Origin of the sequence: Streptacidiphilus alkalitolerans, assembly GCF_042511045.1 — a bacterium.
Taxonomy (GTDB): domain Bacteria; phylum Actinomycetota; class Actinomycetes; order Streptomycetales; family Streptomycetaceae; genus Streptacidiphilus; species Streptacidiphilus alkalitolerans.
Map to the genome: position 1 here is coordinate 414869 of NZ_JBHEZX010000001.1, position 19734 is coordinate 434602.

Consider the following 19734-nt stretch of genomic DNA (forward strand, 5'->3'; position numbering starts at 1 on the left):
ACCGTCCATGCCCCGTCCGCGTGCAGCTGACTACCGGTCAGTCCTCCAGACGACCGCTCAGGTCCCCCGGACCCGCGGGGCGGTGAGCGGCACCGTGCACCAGCAGGTCACCGCCCTGCGGGCTCTTCGGCGTCAGGTGGAACTTCACCCGGTGGGTGCGTCCGCGCGCCACTCCGGCCTCGGCCTCCGCGGTGACGGCCCACACCCGGAAACCGGCCTTGGCCCTGGCGTCGGCCCGCAGCTCGACCTCGAACTCCATCTCCACCGGGCCCACCGCGAACGCGATCGGCTGGCCCGCCCCGCGCGCCACCGCCTCGAGCAGTTCGTCCCGCACCGCCGCGACCGCGTCCGACAGTCCGATCTCCACGTGACCACTCCCCCTTGTTCCCACGCCTGTTCAGGCCGTGCCGGCGAGGACACAGCCTAGAGCGTCCGGCACCTACCGGGCCGCTCAGCCCAGGACGGTGCCGACCAGGGCGCGGGCCTCGTCCTGGACCCGGGCCAGGTGGGCCTCGCCCTGGAAGCTCTCGGCGTAGATCTTGTAAACGTCCTCGGTGCCGGACGGACGGGCCGCGAACCAGGCGCTTTCGGTGCAGACCTTGAGGCCGCCGATGGCCGCGTCATTGCCGGGCGCCCGAGTGAGCACCGCGGTGATCGGCTCCCCGGCCAGCTCCCCCGCGGTGACCTGCTCCGGCGAGAGCGCCGCCAGGGCGGCCTTCTGCGCGCGGTCGGCCGGGGCGTCCACCCTGGCGTAGGCGGGGGCGCCGAAGCGGGCGGTCAGGTCGGCGTAGTGCTCGGAGGGGGTGCGGCCGGTCACCGCGATGATCTCGGAGGCGAGCAGCGCCAGCAGGATGCCGTCCTTGTCGGTGGTCCAGGTGCCGCCGTCGCGGCGCAGGAAGGACGCCCCGGCCGACTCCTCGCCGCCGAAGGCGACCGTGCCGTCCACCAGGCCGTCGACGAACCACTTGAAGCCGACCGGGACCTCCACCAGGGTCCGGCCGAGGTCGGCGGCGACCCGGTCGATCATCGAGGAGGAGACCAGGGTCTTGCCGATCCCCGCACCCTGCGGCCAGCCGTCCCGGTGGCTGTAGAGGTAGGAGATGGCGACGGCCAGGTAGTGGTTGGGGTTCATCAGCCCGGCGTCCGGGGTGACGATGCCGTGCCGGTCCGCGTCCGCGTCGTTGCCGGTGGCGACCTGGTAGGCGGCCCGCTGGTCGATCAGCGAGGCCATGGCGTACGGCGAGGAGCAGTCCATCCGGATCTTGCCGTCCCAGTCCAGGGACATGAACCGCCAGGTGGGGTCGGTGGTGGGGTTGACCACGGTCAGGTCGAGCCGGTGCTGCTCGGCGATCCGGCCCCAGTAGGCGACCGAGGCGCCGCCGAGCGGGTCCGCGCCGATCCGGACCCCGGCCGAGCGGACCGCGTCCAGGTCGAGCACCGCGGGCAGGTCGGCGACGTAGGAGCCGAGGAAGTCGAAGCGCCCGGTGGTGTCGGCGGCCAGGGCCCGGGAGTACGGGATCCGGCGGACCTCCGTCATCCCCTTCTCGATCAGGTCGTTGGCGCGGTCCTGGATCCAGGAGGTGGCGGCGGAGTCGGCCGGGCCGCCGTGCGGGGGGTTGTACTTGAAGCCGCCGTCGCCGGGCGGGTTGTGCGAGGGGGTGACCACGATGCCGTCGGCGAGGTCGGCGGTGCGGCCCCGGTTGTGGGTGACGATGGCGTGCGAGACGGCGGGGGTGGGCGTGTAGCCGTCCCGGCTGTCGATCAGCACGGTGACGCCGTTGGCGGCCAGTACCTCGAGGGCGGTGGCCTGGGCCGGCTCGGACAGGGCGTGCGGGTCGATGCCCAGGAACAGCGGACCGGTGGTGCCCTGCCGGGCCCGGTACTCGCAGACCGCCTGGCTGGTCGCGGCGATATGGGCCTCGTTGAAGGCGGTGCTGAGGGAGGAGCCGCGGTGCCCCGAGGTGCCGAAGGCGACCCGCTGGCCGGGGTCGGCCAGGTCCGGGGTGAGCGTGTAGTACGAGGTCACCAGTCGGGCCACATCCACCAGATCGGTGGGCTGGGCCTGCTGTCCGGCGCGCTCGTGCACCATGCGTGGCTCCTTCGTCGTCCGTCGTCGTCCGTCCTCGTACGGGCTCCTACCCTCATCATGGCGCAGAGATCCAGATAGGGATGAGGTAAAGATTTGCTCGCAACAAGCACCCAGATGTGAATCACGTAAGCACCTCAGGAGAGGATGACCCGGTGTCGACCAACCTGCCGGTACCTCCCGGCCCCGATGAAGCTCTGGTGAACTCGCGGGAGAGCGCGCCCCCGGCGCGCCCCTTCGCCGCGGCCGCCGACTCCGCTCCTGCGCCCTCCCGGGGCCCGCGCAGGTTCCACTGGCGCTGGAAGACGACCTGGAGCTGGGAGCTACTGCTGGTGGTCTACGCCGTGTACGACGGCAGCCGACTGCTGGTGCACGGGGCCGAGGGCCGGGCGATGCAGCACGGCCGGGACATCCTCTCGCTGGAGCGGTGGCTGCACCTGAGCCCCGAGCACTGGCTGAACCACACCTTCTACGACCACGCCTGGCTCGGCATACCCGCCGACTACCTGTACGCGACGCTGCACTACATCCTGACCGTCGGGGTGCTGTTCTGGCTGTGGCGCTACCACCGCGGCCACTACCGCCAGGCCCGCACCTGGCTGGGCCTGACCACGATGCTCGGCCTGGTGGGCTTCGTCACCTTCCCGACCGCGCCGCCGCGGATGCTCGGCCCGGCCGACGACTTCGTGGACACCCTGGCCGAGCACGCCAATATCGGCTGGTGGGGCGGGGGCGGCGGCACCCCCAAGGGGCTCGGCGACGTCACCAACGAGTTCGCGGCCATGCCGAGCCTGCACGTCGGCTGGGCGGTGTGGTGCGGGGTGCTGCTGTGGCGGCACGCGCGGTCGCGGACGGTGCGGGTGCTCGGCCTGGTGTACCCGATGGTGATCGCGCTGGTGGTGATGGGCACCGCCAACCACTACTTCCTGGACGCCGTGGCCGGCGCCACCGTGGCCCTGCTCGGCCTGTGGGGCACGGACCCGCTGCTGCGGTTCTCGGCCCGGGTCAGCCGGCGGCTGCGCGGCGGAAGCCGGATCCCGGCCTCCGAGGCGGCGACGGTCGCCACGCTGTCCAACGTCCCGGCCCAGCGCCGGCCGTCCGAGGACGGCAGCGAGGCGCTGGAGCAGGCGCTCCCCGGCACCGGCCAGTCCTGAGCCGCTACGAGTTGCCGGGCGTCCCCGGGTCGGAGGCCGACAGCGCGCGGGCCCTGGCGTCCAGATAGCGCTGCTCCGGCAGGCTGAGGGTGAGCCTGGCCGCCTGCCGGAAGGCCTCCCTGGCCGCGTCGCGGTCGCCCGCGGCCTCCAGCAGATGCGCCCGTACCGCGTGCAGCCGGTGGTGCCGGGCCAGCGCGGGTTCGCCGTCCAGGGTCGCCAGCAGCTCCAGCGCGGCCTGCGGGCCGTGCACCTCGGCCAGGGCGACCACCCGGTTCAGCGTGATCATCGGGTTGGGCGTGAGCTGCTCCAGGGTCGCGTAGAGCGCCAGGATCTGCGGCCAGTCGGTGTCCTTCGCGCTCGGGGCCTCGTCGTGCACCGCCGCGATCGCCGCCTGGACCTGGTACGGGCCGAGCCGGGTGCTGGTCAGTGCCCCGGTGAGCAGGTCGACGCCCTCGGCGATCCGGTCCCGGTTCCAGCGCGACCTGTCCTGCTCGGCGAGCGGGACGATATTGCCCCGGTCGTCGCTGCGGGCGGCCCGGCGCGCGTCGGTGAGCAGCATCAGCGCCAGCAGCCCGGTCACCTCGCCGTCCCGGGGCAGCAAGGCGCGCAGCTGGCGGGTCACCCTGACCGCCTCGGCGGTGAGGTCGCCGCGCTGCAGCCGGTCGCCGGAGGAAGCGCTGTAGCCCTCGTTGAATATCAGGTAGAGCACGTGCAGCACCGCCTTCAGCCGTTCGGCCCGCTCCTCCGGCGGGGGCATGGTGAAGGTGGCCCCGGCGTCCCGGATCTTCTGCTTGGCCCGGCTGATCCGCTGCGCCATGGTGGCCTCGGGGACCAGGAAGGCCCGGCCGATCTCGGCCGTGGAGAGGCCGCCGACCGCGCGCAGGGTCAGCGCGATCTGCGAGGGCACGGTCAGCACCGGGTGGCAGCAGAGGAACAGCACGGTCAGCGTGTCGTCCTGCTCCTCCGCCCCGGGCTGCTCCCCCGGCGCGGGGGCCAGCAGCTCGGCCGGGGGCACCGCGGCGGCGAGCCGCTGCTCGCGGTCCCGGCGGGCGCTCTCGCTGCGGATCTGGTCGATCAGCCGCCGCGAGGCCACGGTGAGCAGCCACCCCTGCGGATTCTCCGGCACCCCGCTCTCCGGCCACTGGGTGGCCGCGGCGAGCAGCGCCTCCTGCACCGCGTCCTCGCAGGCGTCGAACTGGCCGTAGCGGCGCGCCAACGCGCCGAGGACCTGCGGCGCGGCACGCCTGAGCAGGTCCTCGACACGCGGGTCGGACCCGGAGGGCTCCGAGGTCACAGTTGCGGTACCGCCTCGTGCATGACCGGCCACACCTCGACCGCGTTGAACGCGGCGAAGGGCATCCGCGCGGCGATCTCCAGCGCCCTGGTCTCGTCCTGGCAGTCCAGCAGGCAGAAGCTGGCCAGGTACTCCTTGGTCTCCAGGTACGGCCCGTCGGTCACCGCCGCGGCGCCGGCCCTGACCCGCACGGTACGGGCGGTCGCCGCGTCGGCGAGCCCGTAGGCGCTGATCAGCTCGCCGGTCTCGAAGAACGTCCGGTTGAAGGCGTCCTGCTCGGCGATGCCCTTGCCCATCTCCTCGGCGGAGAGGCCGTCCCAGGTCTCCTGGTTGGCGTAGATCATCAGCATGAACTTCATGGGGTGTCTCCCTGCGGTACCGGTCCCCCTGGTGGGGAGCCTTTCACAGAGAGGTCGGCGCCGCAGCGACACTCTCGACACCAGCGCCGGAAGAATTCCCGCGGAACCGTCGGACCTGGTCCGACGGTCCCAACTGTCGGATAAGGTGCGGGCACCGTCGGTGTACGCGGGAGGGGTTGTCACGTCATGAGCCGGGATCTGGCCAAGGGCGCGCGGGTTCGGCTGAGTGAGTTGACCGGTGACTCGGAACTGCGGTTGGGGGTGACCCTGGACGCGCCGGGGGTCGCCTTCGACTTCAGCGTGTTCGGGCTCGACGCCGACGAGCGGCTGAGCGACGACCGCTACTTCGTCTTCTTCAACCAGCCCGCGTCGCCCGAGAACGCGATCGAACTGCTGTCCCCGCAGGACGGCGACCAGGCCAGTTTCCGGCTGCGGCTGGACTCCGTCCCGGCCCAGGTGCACCGGATGGCGCTCACCGCGACGCTGGACGGCGACGGCACGATGGCCCAGGTCTCCTCGGGCCACGTCCGGCTGCTGGCGGGCGGCCAGGAGGTGGTCCGCTACTCCTTCACCGGCACGGAGTTCAGCACCGAGCGGGCGGTGATGCTCGCCGACGTCTACCGCCGCGCGGGCGCGTGGAGCATCGTCGCGGTCGGGCAGGGCTTCGACGGCGGCCTGCAGGCGCTGCTGGAGAACTACGGCGGGGAGGTGCTGGAGGAGGACCCCGCAGCCGCGCCCGCCCCCGCCCTTGTACCCGCCGCCCCTGTACCGGTGGTCGCCGCCGCACCCGCCCCCGCCGCCGAGCCGGCCAGCGCGCGGGTGTCGCTGCTGAAGTACGCCGAGCTGCCGGAGCAGACCGGCTGGCTCCAGCAGAACCCGCAGCTGGTGCGGTTCACCTTGGCCAAGAACGCCGAGGTGCTGGCCCTCCAGGGCAGCATGGTGGCCTACCAGGGTGAGGCCGACTTCTCCCACGAGAGTTCGGGCGTGCTGCGCAAGCTCATCGGCAACCTCACCGGCCAGCAGCTCAAGCTGATGCGGGTGCGCGGCGACGGGCAGGTCTTCCTCGCGGACGGGGCCTCCCAGCTGCACGTGGTGCGGCTGGAGGGCGAGTCGCTGTGCGTGGGCGCGGACCGCATCCTGGCCTTCGACGCCGGCCTGGACATCGAGGTGCGCCGGATCGAGGGCGAGGGGCTGCCGGGCGGCGGCTTCCACACCCTCCAGTTCTCCGGCCACGGCACCCTGGTCGTCAAGACCAGCGGGACCCCGGTGGTGCTGGAGGTGACACCGGCCCCGGAGACCCAGGTGGACATCAACGCCCTGGTCGCCTGGACCAGGGGCTCCCAGGTGATCACCACCGCACCGGTCCGGATCCGCCGCTCGGGGGTCGCCGGCCGCTCCGCCGAGACCTGCACCCTGCAGTTCCGCGGCGGCCCGGGGAACTTCGTCATCGTCCAGCCGTACGAAGCCTGACATCCAGGTACGAGGAGGTTCCGTCGGTGCAGAGGCAACTGCTGGCCGGGTACGCCCCGGAGTCGGGCGACGCCCGGATGTCCAACCACGGCTCGGCGATGTGCCGGGTCAGGGTGGACACCCGGACCCCGGTGCACGCCAAGGCCGGGGCGATGGTCGCCTACACCGGCTTCCTGGCCTACCAGCCGGTCACCCAGTCGCTGCGCCGGGCGATGGGCGAGTGGGCCTCGGGCGAGCGCAGCCCGCTGCTGACCTGGGAGGGCGACGGCGACCTCTACCTCGCCGACCAGGGCGCGGACGTGCTGGTGCTGCGGCTGGCCGAGGAGGAGCTGTCGGTCAACGGCGCGCACCTGCTCGCCATGGACGCCCAGCTCCAGTGCCGGGTGGAGCGGATCAAGGGCGTGGCGCTGGCCGCCGGGGGCGGTCTCTTCAACGCCGTGGTCTCCGGGACCGGCTGGGTCGCGGTCAGCACCAACGGGGTGCCGGTGGTGCTGGACTGCGCGGAGGCGGAGACCTATGTGGACCCGGACGCGCTGGTCGCCTGGTCCGGCGGCCTCGCGCTGCGCCCGCACCGCAGCGTCAAGATGGGCTCGCTGATCGGACGGGGCAGCGGCGAGGCGCTCCAGATCGGCTTCAAGGGGACCGGGTTCGTGGTGGTGCAGCCCAGCGAGGACACCGGCGACCGGCTGAAGATCCGCGGCTGAGGCCGGAGAAGGGGACCAGATCCGATGCAGAGCGCACTGCTCCACCACACCGCCGCCACCGGCGCCGATGTGTTCACCCTGCAGAACGACCACATGCTGCGGGTCGCCCTGGACGGCCACCGGGAGGTGCTGGCCCGCAGCGGCTCGATGGTCGCCTTCCAGGGCCGCGCGACCTTCACCGAGATCGGCAGGGACGAGCAGGAGGTGCGGCAACTGCTCCAGCAGCAGACGCCCCGCCAGTACGTGGGACCGGGGCAGTACCAGGGCCACGGCCAGTTCTCGGGCCAGGCCCGGATGCAGCAGCACGCCGCCGGGGCGCAGGGCCTCCTCATGAGCTGCACCGGAACCGGCACCGTGTTCCTGGCGAACCTGGCCCAGCACCTGCACGTGCTGACGCTCCAGCAGGGCGAGCGGCTGACCCTGAGCAGCGCCTACCTCCTCGCCATGGAGCACTCCGTGAGGTGGCGGACCGTCAACATCGAGGGCGGCGAGCGGATCGCCGGGGTCGGCAACTGGTGCCTGGAGCTGACCGGCCCGGGCCAGGTGGTGCTGATGACCTCGGGCCGTCCGCTGGCGCTGCCGGTCGGACCGCAGCAGTACGCCTCGGCGGACGCCGATGCCGTGGTGGCCTGGTCCTCGGCCCTGGACGTGCAGCTCCAGTCGCAGAGCTCCAACACCCAGGCGCTGCGCCGCCACGGCACCGCGACCGAGGGCTGGGAGCTGTCGTTCCAGGGCACCGGGCAGGTCGTGATCCAGCCCAGCGAACTTCCGTCGCCCAAGGTCTGACAGCCCCCGGGGGCCGCTCAGTCGCGCAGCCGGTCGATCTGCCGGATCTTGTTGGTCGCGTCCAGCGCCGCGACCTTGTAGGACTCGGCCAGGGTCGGATAGTTGAAGACCGCGTCGACCAGGTAGTCGACGGTGCCGCCGCAGCCCATCACGGCCTGCCCGATGTGGATCAGCTCGGTCGCCCCGGTGCCGAAGCAGTGCACCCCGTGCAGCTTGCGGGTGTCCGGGCAGACCAGCAGCTTCAGCATGCCGTGCGAGTCGCCGATGATCTGGCCCCGGGCCAGCTCGCGGTAGCGGGCCACGCCCACCTCGAACGGGATGCTCTCGTCGGTCAGCTGGTCCTCGGTCCGGCCGACGTAGCTGATCTCCGGGATGGTGTAGATGCCGATCGGCTGCAGGTCGAGCATCGGGTGCACCGGCTCGCCGCAGGCGTGGTACGCCGCCGTACGCCCCTGCTCCATCGCGGTGGCCGCCAGCGCCGGGAAGCCGATGACGTCGCCCACGGCGTAGATGTGCGGGACGGACGTGCGGTAGTGCTCGTCCACCTCGATCCGGCCGCGGGCGTCGGCGGTCAGGCCGGCCCTGGCCAGGTCCAGCTCGTCGGTGAGGCCCTGGCGGCCCGCGGAGTACATGACCGCGTCGGCGGGTATCTTCTTGCCGCTCTCCAGGACGGTCAGCGTGCCGCGCGGATGCCGTTCCACGGCCGCGACCTTCTCGCCGAAGCGGAAGGTGACCGCGAGGTCGCGCAGGTGGTACTTCAGCGACTCGACCACCTCCAGGTCGCAGAAGTCGAGCATCCGGTCGCGCTGCTCCACCACGGTGACCTTGCTGCCCAGGGCGGCGAACATCGAGGCGTACTCGATGCCGATCACCCCGGCCCCCACGATCACCATCGACCGCGGGACCTTCTCCAGGTTGATGACGTTGTCGGAGTCGAGGATGGTGCGCTCGTCGAACTCCACCAGGCCCGGACGGGCCGGGCGGGTGCCGGTGGCGATGACGATGTTCTCGGCCGTGACCAGCCGGTCCTGGCCGGTGGCGTCCCGGATCGCGACGGTGTGGTCGTCGGTGAACCGGCCGGTGCCGGCCAGCAGGGTGACCTGGTTGCGGGAGAGCTGGCTGCGGATGACGTCCACCTCGCGGCCCACCACGTGCTGGGTGCGGGCGGTCAGGTCGGCGACGGTGATCTCGTCCTTGAGCCGGTAGCTCTGGCCGTAGAGGTCGCGCTGCGTCAGGCCGGTCAGGTAGAGGACCGCCTCGCGCAGGGTCTTGGAGGGGATGGTGCCGGTATGGATGGACACGCCGCCGACCGTGTCGGGACGGTCGACGACAGCGACCCGGCGACCGAGCTTGGCCGCAGCGATCGCAGCCTTCTGGCCCCCCGGGCCGGATCCGATGACAAGCATGTCGAATTCGGGCACGAGGCGAGTGTGACAGCGAATCATGCCCTGGCGGAAGGACCGATTTCTCGCTCGGCCCGCCCTCATGCCTCCGGGGGCTTGAGGACGATCGAGTAGGCCTTGTCCTCGGAGCGCCGGCGCAGCTTCCAGCCGTCCGGCGTGCGGACGAGTTCGTCCACGTACCAGAGGCCGCACAGCAGTAGGCCCGCTTCGCCCTCCTCGCCCGGGAGGGCCATCGGGTTGTGGCACATGGTGCGGGCGGTGGCCCGGTCGCCGTCCAGGGTGACCGCGCTGTTGGCGACCAGGTGCTGGGTGGCTGAGAACATCGGCAGCACCGAGGAGAGGAAGGCGGTGACCTCCTCCACCGTGCCGCGCGGGCCGCCGAAGGCGGTGTAGTCGACCACCGCGTCCTCGGTGAAGAGCTCGGCGAACAGCTTCCACTCGCGGGTGTCCACGGCGTGGGCGTAGCGGACCAGCAGGTCCTGGATCTCGATCCGGTCCGACAGCTCCTGCAACGACAGCATGCGCACCCCTTAACTGACGCAACGTCAGACAGCAGTGTGGGCAGGAAGTCCGGAGAAGAGAAGGGCCGACGGCCCGTCAGTTCTGTTCTGCGGAGGCCCGATACCGCAGGCCGTCCATCAACAGGTCGAGCAGGCGCCGGGCCTGGTCCCGCTGGGACGGGTCGCCGGCCGCGAGGGTGATCCCGCTGAGGCCGGTGAGCACATCGCCGGGGTCCACGTCGGAGCGCACCGCGCCGGCCTCGGCCCCGGCCCGGAGCAGCTCCCCGATCGCGGCGAGCATCCGGTCCCGGCTCTGGGCGAAGGGGTTGCCGCCGGAGGCGATGACCAGGCGCAGGGCGTCGGCCATCCCGCGCTTGGTGGTCATGTAGGCGACGAAGCGGTCCATCCAGGCCCGGACGGCCAGGTCCGGCGGCTCGGTGCGGAGCAGTTCCCCGGCCGCGTCGCAGAGCCGGCCGAGCTCGTTCCGGTAGCTGGCCTCGACCAGGGCCTCGCGGGTCGGGAAGTGCCGGTAGAGCGTGCCGATGCCGACGCCCGCCTGCTTGGCGATGGCGTCCAGGGTGGCCTCGGGACCGTCCTGGGAGAAGGCCTGGACGGCGGCGGCGAGCAGCCGGTCCCGGTTGCGCTGGGCGTCGGCGCGCAGCGGACGGGCGGTACTGGGTCCGGCGGCCGACACGGTGGCTCCTCGGGGACGATGCGGGACGGGCGGTTCGGCTGCAAGCGGAGGAGAATCCGCTTGGAGTCAAGGCCCAGCGGAGGAGCCTCCGGTTCTCATCGTACCGGCCCGCCGCGGCGTCGCCGCCCACGCCCTGGACCCGGACCCGGCGACCGGTCGTCCCGCCGCGCAGGGTCGGCCGGACCTGGGGTGCGGGGTGGTGTCATCCGTCTTTACCACTGCTCCTCACCGGGTTTTCACGATCTTCATCAACCACTTCACTCCCGTTATCGCGCCGGGCGGCACCTCTGCAGTTGCCAACAGCCTCGCAAACCACCCCTCTGAAGCGGCAGAATCAGGCGGATGGCCCTGAAAGTGGGAGGCGGACATATCGTGCGCGGCGGCAATGACCATCTCCTGCATGACCGCTGTCCGACCGTCGCGGAGGTGAGCTGGTCCGCGCGGGCGCTGGCGGCGGCCCACCCCGGGCGCTGTCGCCTGCGCCGGATCGGCAGCTCCCGGGAGGGACGGCCGCTGGAACTGCTGTCGATCGGCCGGTCGACGGGCACGGAGGGGCGCAACGTCCTGGTCGTCGCCGTCCCGCACGCCAATGAGCCGCTCGGCGGCGCGACCGTGCTCGCGCTGGCCGAACGGGTGCTGCAGGACCGCACCCTCGGCACCGGCGCCCCGGGCGGCTGGTCCGGCGCCGTCGCCTGGAACTTCCTGCTCTGCCTGGACCCGGACGGGGCGCTGCGGCACGAGGGCGGCCTGCGGATGCGGCGCAGCCTCTACGACCACCACCGGCACTTCTTCCGCCCGGTCACCGACGAGCAGCCCGAGTGGGCCCCGTCGCTGCGCTCCCCCGGCGAGGCGCTGCCGGAGACCCGCGCGCTGACCGACCTCATCCACGAGCTGCGGCCGTTCCTGCAGTTCTCGCTGCACGGCGCGGACGTGGACGGCAGCTGGGTCCAGCTCACCCGCGACATCCCCGGCCTCGCGCGCCCCTTCGCCGCCTCCGCGGCCGAGTTGGGCATCCCGGTCTCGGTGGGCAGCTGCGACGCCATGTACTGGCCCAGCCCGGGGCCCGGCATCTATGTGATGCCGCCGCCCGGGGTCCCCGAGGGCTTCGCCAGCCAGTCCGAGACCGCGGCCCAGTCGACCTGGTACTACCCGCACCGCTACGGCGGGGTCACCGCGGTGGTCGAGGTCCCGATGTGGGGCAGCTCGCTGATGAGCGATCAGACCCTGCACCCGGCGGCCTGGTCCGCCCTGCACGGCAGCGCGGACTCGCTGCGCCGCAGCGGAGTCCAGCTGGCCCGGCTGCTGGACCAGGGCCGACCCTTCTTCGCACCGGCCGCGGTCGGGCCCAAGGGCGACGGCCCGCTGCTGCGCGCCGCCGAACGCGCCGTCCAGGTCTGCCCCGGCCTGGCCGACGACTGGGATCCGGCCCGCCGGCATCCGGCCGACGTCCCGCCCGCCCCGCTGACCTGCGCCCGGATCTCCTCGCTCGACGCCCTGGCGCACCGCATCCCGCTCCGGGCGACCGCGATGCTGCTGCAGCTCCTGGACGGCGCGACGGACCCGCGCGCGGTCCGGCTGCACGCCGAGCTGGACGCCATGCTGGTCCGGCGCAGCCACGCCTATGTGAGCGACCTGCGGGCCTCCTGGATCCCGGTCGCCCGCCAGGTGGACCACCAGGCCAGGACCGCCCTGGCCACCTACCGCTGCCTGCTGGCACAGCCGTGCCCGCCGGAGCCGACCGCGCCGGAGGCGGCTCCGGCGGCGCCGCCGTCCGCGCCCGGCCTGGCCGCCGACACCGCCGCCCTCGGTGTGGCGGCCCTCGGCCAGGCGCCGAGCCTCAGCGCAGCACCGAGTCCAGGAAGGCGCTGCTGAACACCCGCCCCGGGTCCAGCGCGTTCAGCGTCGCCACCGCCGCGTCCCAGCCGTCGCCGGCCGCCTGGCCGGCCCGGTAGGAGTCGGGGATGTCACCGGCGATGACCGCGCTGTCGGTCCAGGCCCCGGCCGGGGTGTTGGCCCACTCCTTGGACCACTCGGCGTGCACCTGCCCGTAGGAGCCGGTGAAGTTGCCCCGGATCCAGGCCTCCATCTCCCCGCTGAACTGGTGCGCGTACGGGGTGACCGGGATCGTCGTCATGTCGAACCAGACGGCGGTGTCCCACTCGGGGTGGTCCGGGCGGGGCCGCAGCGGGGACAGCTGTGCCCCCAGCGCGCCGGGGACCTGGCAGTCGGCGGTGTTGTCCAGGCCGGTGACCCGGATCTCCAGCGGGCCGTTCATCGGGAAGCGGCCCTGGGCCTGGTAGGCGGCCAGCTTGCCGCTGTAGGCGGCGAAGAACTCGCTCACCGCGCGCTGCACATTGGCCCGGCTGGTGATGACGTTCCAGCAGGTGGAGGTGATCCGCAGGGTGGTCGGCCGGACGTAGGACAGCATGTCGGCGGACCAGCCCCAGAGGTCCCAGCTGCCGGTGGCGATCAGCCCGGCGCTGATGGCGTCCATCTGCGCCCCGGTGAAGGTCGGGGTGACCGAGGCGTTGCCGCCGATGATCTGCGAGAGCAGGTCGGAGATGTTCTTCGGGATGATGTCGTTGAACGGGTAGTTGTAGGGGCTGCTGACGGCCCGGCTGGTCCACGGCTTGCTCGGCGAGGGCGTGAACACCCGCAGCCAGGGCGAGCTGGTGAACGGGAACCAGATGCAGACCACCCGTCCCGAGCTGCTGACATAGCTCGCCAGCGACTGCGATCCGGCACTGGCCGGCGGGGCGAAGAGGCTGGCGGCGCTGACGTTGAACCAGCTCTGGCAGCGCAGCCGCTGGTCCGCGCCCACCCGCAGCACCACCTCGGTGACGAAGGCCCGGCCGACGTTGGTGAGCAGCGCCTGGATCTGCGGATCGGTGCGCTGGAAGGTGCGCAGCACATAGGCCGAGGCGGAGCTGTCCCAGACCACCGCGGTGAGGCTGACCACCAGGTTCCCGACCGAGCCGTAGCCGTGGCCCGGCAGCGGCGTCTCGTGCACGGCCGGGACGCCGGTCCCCCGGCCGCCGGTGGCGAGGACGCCGCCGAGGGTGGCCGCGCCCAGCACCGGGAAGGCGGTGAGGCCGTAGCCGGCCGCCTTGAGGGTGGCCAGGAAGGTGTCCATGGTGACGCCGGGCTGGGCGGTGACCGAGGCGGGCGATCCGGGGTGGACGGTGACGGCGGTGAGGTGCTGGCTGCAGTCGACCAGCAGGGTGTTCGCCGCCGGGGTGCCGGGGTCGACCACGACCGGCGACCAGCTGTAGCCGCCGCCCAGCGGGCGCAGCCGCCAGCCCTGGGCGTGCGCCCAGTTGGCCAGGGTGACCACGTCCTGCGCGGTGGCCGGGGCGCAGCTCCACAGCCCGTTGACGGTCACCTCCTCCGACCAGTTCTGGAAGGTCTGCTGGTAGAGGCTGATCCCGGCCGGGAAGGCGGGTGGCTGGGCCAGCGTGGTGGCAGCGCTGGCGGCCGGGATCCGGCCGAGCGGCTTCCACTGCACCGCGCCGAGCGCGAGCGCCCCGACCGCGCCGCCGAGGACCGCGCGGCGGGTGGGGCGGGCGGTAGGACTGCTGGTCGGGTCCATGGCTGGGTCCTCCGGACATCAGAACTGACGGAACGTCAGATGCCAAGCTGGGACCTTGTCATAGAGAAGTCAAGGCACATGCGACGGCGTCAGTCCGCCGGTTGCGGCGCTGCCTCCGGCACCGGCGGCGCCGCCTCCGGGCGGGACCAGAGCCGCCGTTTGGGCAGCGGACGCCCGTAGGAGCCGACCCGGCTGGTGTTCAGCCCCAGCCCGACCAGCGCCTCGGCCAGCTTGACCGCCGCCGCCACGCCGTCCACCACCGGCATCCCGGTGCGCGCCGCCAACTCGTCGGCCCACTGGCTCATCCCGGCGCAGCCGAGGACCAGCACCTCCGCCCCCGCCGCGCGGGCCCGCCCGGCCGCCGTGCCCATCGCGGCCAGCGAGCGGCTCCGGTCGTCCAGTTCCAGCACGCCGAGGCCGGTGCCGACCACGGCGGCGCAGTGCCCGGCCACGCCGGCGGTGTGCAGGCTGTCCTCGATCTGGCCGCGGGTGCGGTCCAGGGTGGTGACCACGGCGTAGCGGCGGCCGAGCAGGCAGGCGAGATGGGCGGCGGCCTCGGTGATGTCGACCACCGGGACGTCCAGCAGCTCCCGCGCGCCCTCGCGGCCGTGCTCGCCGAACCCGGCCATCACCACGGCGTGGAACGGCTCGCCGCCCGCGGCGGCGTCTTCCGCCTCGCCGCGGAGCAGGTCGAGCACGGCCGCGGCGGAGAGGTAGCTGTCCAGCCAGCCCTCGGCCGACTCGGGACCCCAGCTCGGGGTGAGGCCGTGGATCAGGGTGCCCGGAGCGGCTGCTCTCCGGGCACCCTGGCAGATCTCCTCGGTCATCGCCTCGGTGGTGTTGCAGTTGGTGACCAGGATCCGCATCCGCTCAGCCGGCCTCGGCCGGAGCCTGGGACGGAGCCTGGGACGGAGCCGAGACCGGAACCGGAGCCGTCCCGCCGCCCGCCACCAGCCGGTACAGCAGCGCGGAGGCCGCCGTGCCGACGAACCAGGAGTAGGGCGCCGCCTGCGAGAACGCCGGCACCAGGGCGATCACCGCACTGATCGCCGCGGTCGGCACGAACACCGCCACCGCCTTGGGGTTGAAGCCCTTCCGGTAGTAGTACGGGGAGCTCTCGTCGGCGGAGAACAGCTGGGCGACGTCCACCGCCCGCCGCTTGACCAGGTAGTAGTCCACGATCATGATCCCGAACAGCGGGCCGAGGAAGGCCCCGAGGCCGCCGAGGAAGTAGTTGACCACGGTTGGGTTGGAGAACAGGTTCCACGGCAGCACCACCAGCGCGGCGACCGTGCTGATCATGCCGCCGCGCTTGAAGGTGATCCGCTTGGGCCAGACATTGGCCAGGTCGTAGGCGGGCGAGACGAAGTTGGCGACGATGTTGACGCCCATGGTGGCGACGGCGAACGTCAGCGCGCCGATCACCAGCACCGCGGTGTTGCCGACCTTGGCGATCAGCTCGGCCGGGTCGGTGATGGCACGTCCGAAGACCTTCAGGCTGCCCGCCGTCACCACCACCGACAGCAGCGCGAAGGCGGTCGAATTGATCGGCAGGCCCCAGAAGTTGCCGCGCTTGACGGTCTTCCGGTCGGGCGCGAAGCGGGAGAAGTCGCAGAAGTTGAGCATCAGCGTGCCGTAGGTGGACAGGATCAGGCCGACCGCCCCGAACCACTGCCGCACCTGCTCACCGGTGGAGACGTGCTTCAACGAGGTGGTGAGCGGGATGCTCCAGTGCGCCTTGCTGAGGATCCAGATCGCCAGGGCGACCATGACCAGCCAGATCGCGGGCCCGCAGAAGTCCTGGAACTTGCGGACGGACTCCATGCCCCGGCTGATGATCAGTGCCTGGGCCACCCAGAGCACCAGGAAGGACACCCAGCCGAGCGCGTTCAGGCCGAGGAAGCTGTGGTGGGTCCAGGAGGTGAGGCCGGGCGCCGCGGTGAGCAGCAGCACGTCGACCGCGACCGAGGCCAGATAGGTCTGGATGCCGTACCACATCACCGCGATCACGGCCCGGATCAGCGCGGGGATGTTGGCGCCCCAGACGCCGAAGCTGATCCTGGCCACCACCGGGAAGGGAACGCCCGTGGTCTGGCCGATCCGGCCCATCAGGTTCATGCCGAAGTAGATGATCACGAAGCCCAGCAGCAGCGAACTGAAGATCTGCCAGGCGCTCATGCCGAGGACCAGCAGCCCGGCGGCGAAGGTGTAGTTGCCGAGGTTGTGGACGTCGGACATCCACATGGCGAAGAGGTCGAAGACCTTCCAGTTGCGCTCCTCGGCGGGGGCGAGGTCGCTGTTGTGGAGCCGGGGGTCGGGGTTCCCGAGTTCCGGTCTCCCGGGCACCTCGGTGGTGGACGTGACGGTCACGGTCGCCTCCCTGGGGGACGCATGCTTGGTATACCAAAGCTGTCCCTCCGAGGATGGGACCGCGGCGCGGGGGCGGGCAACGCTCCTTGTGTTACGTCCTTGTTCACCCGGTGAATTGTGGGTTACGGCCACCGGTCGGCCGACCGGGCCGGACAGGCCCTAGGCTGGGGCCGGACGATCACGAGTACTCGGGAGCAGGCCGTGGCCACCGCAGCAGACCCGCAGCAGCCGCTGGCCGCCGTGCGCGAACGAGTGCAGGCCGAGCTGCGGGAACGCATCGTCAGCGGGCAGTTGCCGCCCGGCAGCCGACTGGTCGAGCGCGAGCTGGCCGAGGCCATGGGCGTGTCCCGGGTGCCGGTGCGCGAGGCCATCCGCACCCTGACCGCCGAGGGCTTCGTCGTCGCCCTGTCCCCGCGCCGGGTCGTGGTCCGCGAGTTGACGCCCAAGGACGTGGACGAGCTGTTCGAGCTGCGGGAGGCGCTGGAGGTGTTCGCGGCCGGACTCGCGGCGCAGCGGGCCACCCCGGCCGACCTGCGCTCGCTCGAACAGCTGCTGGACCAGGCCGCGCTGGCCACCGGGAAGCGCGCGGCCGAGGACATCACCGACCTCAACACCCGCTTCCACGACCGCATCCTGGCCATGGCGGACAACAGCCTGCTCGCGGCGGCGCTGGAGCCCCTGGAGGGCCGACTGCGCCGGCTCACCCGGCAGAACGAGCACTGGGACCAGCTCCTGGGCGAGCACCGCCAACTGCTGCACGCCATCGCCTCCGGCGACCCGGAGCGGGCCCGGGCCTGCGCCCTGGAGCACGTCCGGGTGAACCGGGACGTGACCAGGGAGCTGCTGTTCGGAGGTCCGGCCCACCGTCACGACCCCGGCCGGGCAGGCCGCCGGTAGGGCGGCGGCTACCGCGGTCGGCGCCGGCTCCGGTCGCTGGCCACGGGCGTCAACGCCTCGCGGTGGTGCGTGGCAGGGCCGGGACGAGGACGGCGGCGACGGTGAGGTGGATCAGGGCCAGCGCGGCCTTGGTGCCGCCGGTGGCGTGCTCGGCGAGGAGCGGGATCAGGGAGAGCAGGGTGACCGCCGCTGCGAGCCAGCGCCAAGTCCGCGGGGCGTGGCGGGTCCAGCGTTCCAGCGCGGCGAGGGCGCCCCAGCCGAGCAGCCCGAAGACGAGGGTGAAGACGGCGGTGACGGGCAGGGAGATGGTCGCGGTGCCGGTGGAGTCGGTCAGGACGAAGTCCGCGCCGAGGGCGTCGGCGACCAGCCAGACCGCGGCCGTGGCGAGGACGGCGGCACCGATGGCGCCGGCCCGGCGACGGGACGCCGGGCGGACACGGGGGACGCTCGGCGGGGCGGTGGAGGACGGCGTGGAGGGCGAAGACAGGGTGGAGGGGGAGGACGTGGTGGACTGGGCGGGCTGGCGGGTGCCGGTCATATCAGCTCTCCTGGTGCGCTGGTGGACGCACAGGACCGAGGTCCGGCGCGGGTCGCGCCGGTCGGACTGTGCCTTCACCTCTACGTCGAACCAGAACCTGCCCGATCGACACCTTCGGTCAGCCCGGCGACGGTAATCTGGATCTCGTGGCGGGTAACGGGGAACGGATCGTCATGGAGGGGATGCACCTCCCGCTCGGCGCGGACGGCGGCCAGTCGCTGCTGCGCGTGCGGCCGGGGGTTCCCGCCGAGGGAGCGGTGCTGCGACTGGTGATGCCGCTGCTGCGGCCGGTCGTCCGGGTCCGGCTGCTGCGCGACACCGCGGACCACGGGACAGTCGAGCAGGAACCCGTACCGGTGGTCACCACCACGGAGCACAGCTGCACCTACGAACTCCCGATCGAGCCGCACGACGGCGCAGGCGATCCGCGCTACCTGCTGGACTGGGAGGTCCGCCGCAGGCCGCACCGGCACGAGACCCGCGGCGACGACCAGCTGCTGTGCCGGGCACAGCTGTGGTCGGGCCAGGAGTGCCTGGAGGCGGCGGCGCTGCTGATCCACTGGTACGACCCGGCCTGTCGCAGCGACGGCGCAGCCCTGCTGCGGCGCCAGGCCGACTCCGGGCTGCTGCCCGCCCTCACCGCCGAGGCGGTACGCGCGTTCCTCGCGGCCTGCTCGGAACCCGTCCCCTCGGTATGCGGCTACTGCGAGGACAGCTGGGAGCTGGCGGTGCTCAGCGCCGCCAACCGGGCCTGGCCGCTGGTGGGCCGGCACGGCGACGACCGCGCCCGGGAGGTCCTCGCCCGCTGGGACACCGCTCCGGGCACCTACGACTGCACCAACCACTGCGCCTGCCACCGCGATCCCTGCTGCGGCAGAGGCCGACCGCCGGGCAGGCCGCTGGAACAGCTGCGCAGCGAGCTGGCCCAGGCCCGCACGCAGCACCGGGCGCTGCGCCAGGGGGCCTGAGCCACTGCTGTCCCGCTGTTTCCGTCCCCACTATGCTCTGGCTCTTCGATCAATCCGAGGAGTGTGGCGATGGGTATGACCCGCCTGGGGCGGCAGGGTGCGGGGCTTCTCGCGCTGACGGCCGTTGTGGCTGGGGGCGCGGTCGGTTGCGGGTCGTCGAGCACGGACGCCTACGTCGAGCTGCAGAACGCGATGACCTCCCACATGACCGACACGGACCACCGGCCGGTCGCCTCGGTGGCCTGCACCCCCCACGTTCACGACACCATGCGCGGAGCCACCGCCCATCTGCGCTGCCAGGTGGTCTTCAAGGACGGGACGTCCTACACGGCCGACGCGGAGATCCAGAACCAGAACTCCGGCGGCAGGCACAACATGCCCGACCTCTACTCCTGGGACAGCCCGCCCTCGAAATGAGCTGTGGCCGTGCTCCTGCCCCGGAACCGAAGCCGGAGCTGAAGCCGGAGCCGGGGTCCGCTCAGACGGGTTCCTAACGGAGCGTGATCCTGATCGCCACGGTGCCGGTGTCACCGCGCCGCAGCCTGCTGCCCAGCAGGGTGAGCCGGCCCACCAGGCCGTACTTCTTCTTCAGCAGGTCGCGGTAGCGGCCGGTCTCCTCGGCCGGGAGGATCTCGGCGACGCCGGGGACGTCGTCGCCCTTGCGGTTGCCGCGGACGTCGCAGGGGGCGAGCAGCACGTCGCCGCGGTTGCGGATGCGCTTCACCTTGCCGGAGTCGGCGACGGTCCAGATGCCCAGGGCATCCCCGTCGCGGACGGCCCAGACCGGGGTCGGGACGGTGCGACCGTCCTTGCGGTAGGTGGTGACCAGGAGGTACTTGCCGGAGCCGAGGAGGTCCAGGGCGGTCTGTGAGGGCATGACGACCACCCTATGCCCGGTCCGCTGCCGAGCGGCTCCGCAAAA

Annotated in this window: 20 protein-coding genes; 8 read left to right on the forward strand and 12 right to left on the reverse strand. The window is 72.3% G+C overall.

Annotated elements, in window-relative coordinates; translation table 11 throughout:
* Window positions 1-37 precede the first annotated feature (37 nt).
* On the reverse strand, window positions 38-367 hold the full coding sequence (locus tag ACEZDG_RS01905; RefSeq protein ID WP_380501478.1) for a trypco2 family protein: 330 nt from the start codon (window positions 365-367) through the stop codon (window positions 38-40).
* An 84-nt stretch (window positions 368-451) separates the two neighbouring features.
* Window positions 452-2089 carry a phosphoglucomutase (alpha-D-glucose-1,6-bisphosphate-dependent) gene (pgm, locus tag ACEZDG_RS01910; protein WP_380501480.1) on the reverse strand — a complete coding sequence of 546 codons (1638 nt, stop codon included), beginning with the start codon at window positions 2087-2089 and terminating at the stop codon, window positions 452-454.
* A gap of 197 nt (window positions 2090-2286) precedes the next feature.
* On the opposite strand from pgm, the gene ACEZDG_RS01915 reads away from it, so the two are divergent.
* A complete protein-coding gene (locus tag ACEZDG_RS01915; protein WP_380501482.1) occupies window positions 2287-3240 on the forward strand; it encodes a phosphatase PAP2 family protein in 954 nt (317 codons plus the stop codon).
* 4 nt (window positions 3241-3244) lie between these two features.
* On the opposite strand, the gene ACEZDG_RS01920 is transcribed toward ACEZDG_RS01915, so the two are convergent.
* Together ACEZDG_RS01920 and ACEZDG_RS01925 are read right to left on the reverse strand one after the other, a co-directional pair.
* Window positions 3245-4534 (reverse strand): RNA polymerase sigma factor, encoded by a 1290-nt coding sequence (locus tag ACEZDG_RS01920; protein WP_380501484.1) that lies wholly within the window; start codon window positions 4532-4534, stop codon window positions 3245-3247.
* Window positions 4531-4893: a YciI family protein gene (locus ACEZDG_RS01925; protein ID WP_380501486.1), complete on the reverse strand. Its 363-nt coding sequence runs from the start codon at window positions 4891-4893 to the stop codon at window positions 4531-4533. Before ACEZDG_RS01925 ends, ACEZDG_RS01920 begins: the two co-directional genes overlap by 4 nt.
* Window positions 4894-5079: 186 nt before the next feature.
* On the opposite strand from ACEZDG_RS01925, the gene ACEZDG_RS01930 reads away from it, so the two are divergent.
* The 3 genes from ACEZDG_RS01930 to ACEZDG_RS01940 are packed head-to-tail and all read left to right on the forward strand — an operon-like array spanning window position 5080 to window position 7853.
* Window positions 5080-6363, forward strand: coding sequence for a TerD family protein (locus tag ACEZDG_RS01930; protein ID WP_380501488.1), 1284 nt, complete (start codon window positions 5080-5082; stop codon window positions 6361-6363).
* A 26-nt stretch (window positions 6364-6389) separates the two neighbouring features.
* Window positions 6390-7067 carry an AIM24 family protein gene (locus tag ACEZDG_RS01935; RefSeq protein ID WP_380501490.1) on the forward strand — a complete coding sequence of 226 codons (678 nt, stop codon included), beginning with the start codon at window positions 6390-6392 and terminating at the stop codon, window positions 7065-7067.
* Between the two features lie 24 nt (window positions 7068-7091).
* Window positions 7092-7853 carry an AIM24 family protein gene (locus ACEZDG_RS01940; RefSeq protein WP_380501492.1) on the forward strand — a complete coding sequence of 254 codons (762 nt, stop codon included), beginning with the start codon at window positions 7092-7094 and terminating at the stop codon, window positions 7851-7853.
* Between the two features lie 17 nt (window positions 7854-7870).
* On the opposite strand, the gene sthA is transcribed toward ACEZDG_RS01940, so the two are convergent.
* The 3 genes from sthA to ACEZDG_RS01955 form a co-directional block, all read right to left on the reverse strand.
* Entirely contained in the window at window positions 7871-9274 is a 1404-nt protein-coding gene (sthA, locus tag ACEZDG_RS01945; RefSeq protein ID WP_380501494.1) for a Si-specific NAD(P)(+) transhydrogenase, read from the reverse strand.
* A gap of 62 nt (window positions 9275-9336) precedes the next feature.
* Window positions 9337-9777 (reverse strand): nuclear transport factor 2 family protein, encoded by a 441-nt coding sequence (locus ACEZDG_RS01950; RefSeq protein WP_380501496.1) that lies wholly within the window; start codon window positions 9775-9777, stop codon window positions 9337-9339.
* A 76-nt stretch (window positions 9778-9853) separates the two neighbouring features.
* Window positions 9854-10450 (reverse strand): TetR/AcrR family transcriptional regulator, encoded by a 597-nt coding sequence (locus ACEZDG_RS01955; RefSeq protein WP_380501498.1) that lies wholly within the window; start codon window positions 10448-10450, stop codon window positions 9854-9856.
* A 426-nt stretch (window positions 10451-10876) separates the two neighbouring features.
* Between ACEZDG_RS01955 and ACEZDG_RS01960 the strand changes: the two genes are divergently transcribed.
* On the forward strand, window positions 10877-12322 hold the full coding sequence (locus ACEZDG_RS01960; protein ID WP_380501500.1) for a M14 family zinc carboxypeptidase: 1446 nt from the start codon (window positions 10877-10879) through the stop codon (window positions 12320-12322).
* On the opposite strand, the gene ACEZDG_RS01965 is transcribed toward ACEZDG_RS01960, so the two are convergent.
* The 3 genes from ACEZDG_RS01965 to ACEZDG_RS01975 form a co-directional block, all read right to left on the reverse strand.
* Window positions 12288-14039, reverse strand: coding sequence for a cholesterol oxidase substrate-binding domain-containing protein (locus ACEZDG_RS01965; RefSeq protein ID WP_380501502.1), 1752 nt, complete (start codon window positions 14037-14039; stop codon window positions 12288-12290). The genes ACEZDG_RS01960 and ACEZDG_RS01965 overlap by 35 nt on opposite strands.
* Window positions 14040-14128: 89 nt before the next feature.
* Window positions 14129-14905 carry an aspartate/glutamate racemase family protein gene (locus tag ACEZDG_RS01970; RefSeq protein WP_380501504.1) on the reverse strand — a complete coding sequence of 259 codons (777 nt, stop codon included), beginning with the start codon at window positions 14903-14905 and terminating at the stop codon, window positions 14129-14131.
* A 4-nt stretch (window positions 14906-14909) separates the two neighbouring features.
* Window positions 14910-16409, reverse strand: coding sequence for an NCS1 family nucleobase:cation symporter-1 (locus ACEZDG_RS01975; RefSeq protein WP_380501506.1), 1500 nt, complete (start codon window positions 16407-16409; stop codon window positions 14910-14912).
* A gap of 201 nt (window positions 16410-16610) precedes the next feature.
* Here ACEZDG_RS01975 and ACEZDG_RS01980 point away from each other — a divergent pair, with 201 nt between their 5' ends.
* Window positions 16611-17306, forward strand: coding sequence for a GntR family transcriptional regulator (locus ACEZDG_RS01980; protein WP_380501508.1), 696 nt, complete (start codon window positions 16611-16613; stop codon window positions 17304-17306).
* 49 nt (window positions 17307-17355) lie between these two features.
* On the opposite strand, the gene ACEZDG_RS01985 is transcribed toward ACEZDG_RS01980, so the two are convergent.
* Entirely contained in the window at window positions 17356-17844 is a 489-nt protein-coding gene (locus ACEZDG_RS01985; RefSeq protein ID WP_380501510.1) for a DUF6069 family protein, read from the reverse strand.
* Window positions 17845-17990: 146 nt separating this feature from the next.
* Here ACEZDG_RS01985 and ACEZDG_RS01990 point away from each other — a divergent pair, with 146 nt between their 5' ends.
* Complete coding sequence (locus tag ACEZDG_RS01990) at window positions 17991-18812, forward strand: hypothetical protein (RefSeq protein WP_380501512.1); 822 nt, start codon at window positions 17991-17993, stop codon at window positions 18810-18812.
* Window positions 18813-18881: 69 nt separating this feature from the next.
* Window positions 18882-19229 (forward strand): hypothetical protein, encoded by a 348-nt coding sequence (locus ACEZDG_RS01995; RefSeq protein ID WP_380501514.1) that lies wholly within the window; start codon window positions 18882-18884, stop codon window positions 19227-19229.
* Between the two features lie 73 nt (window positions 19230-19302).
* Here ACEZDG_RS01995 and ACEZDG_RS02000 read toward each other — a convergent pair whose 3' ends face one another.
* A complete protein-coding gene (locus ACEZDG_RS02000) occupies window positions 19303-19689 on the reverse strand; it encodes a PPOX class F420-dependent oxidoreductase (protein ID WP_380501516.1) in 387 nt (128 codons plus the stop codon).
* Between the last annotated feature and the right edge of the window lie 45 nt (window positions 19690-19734).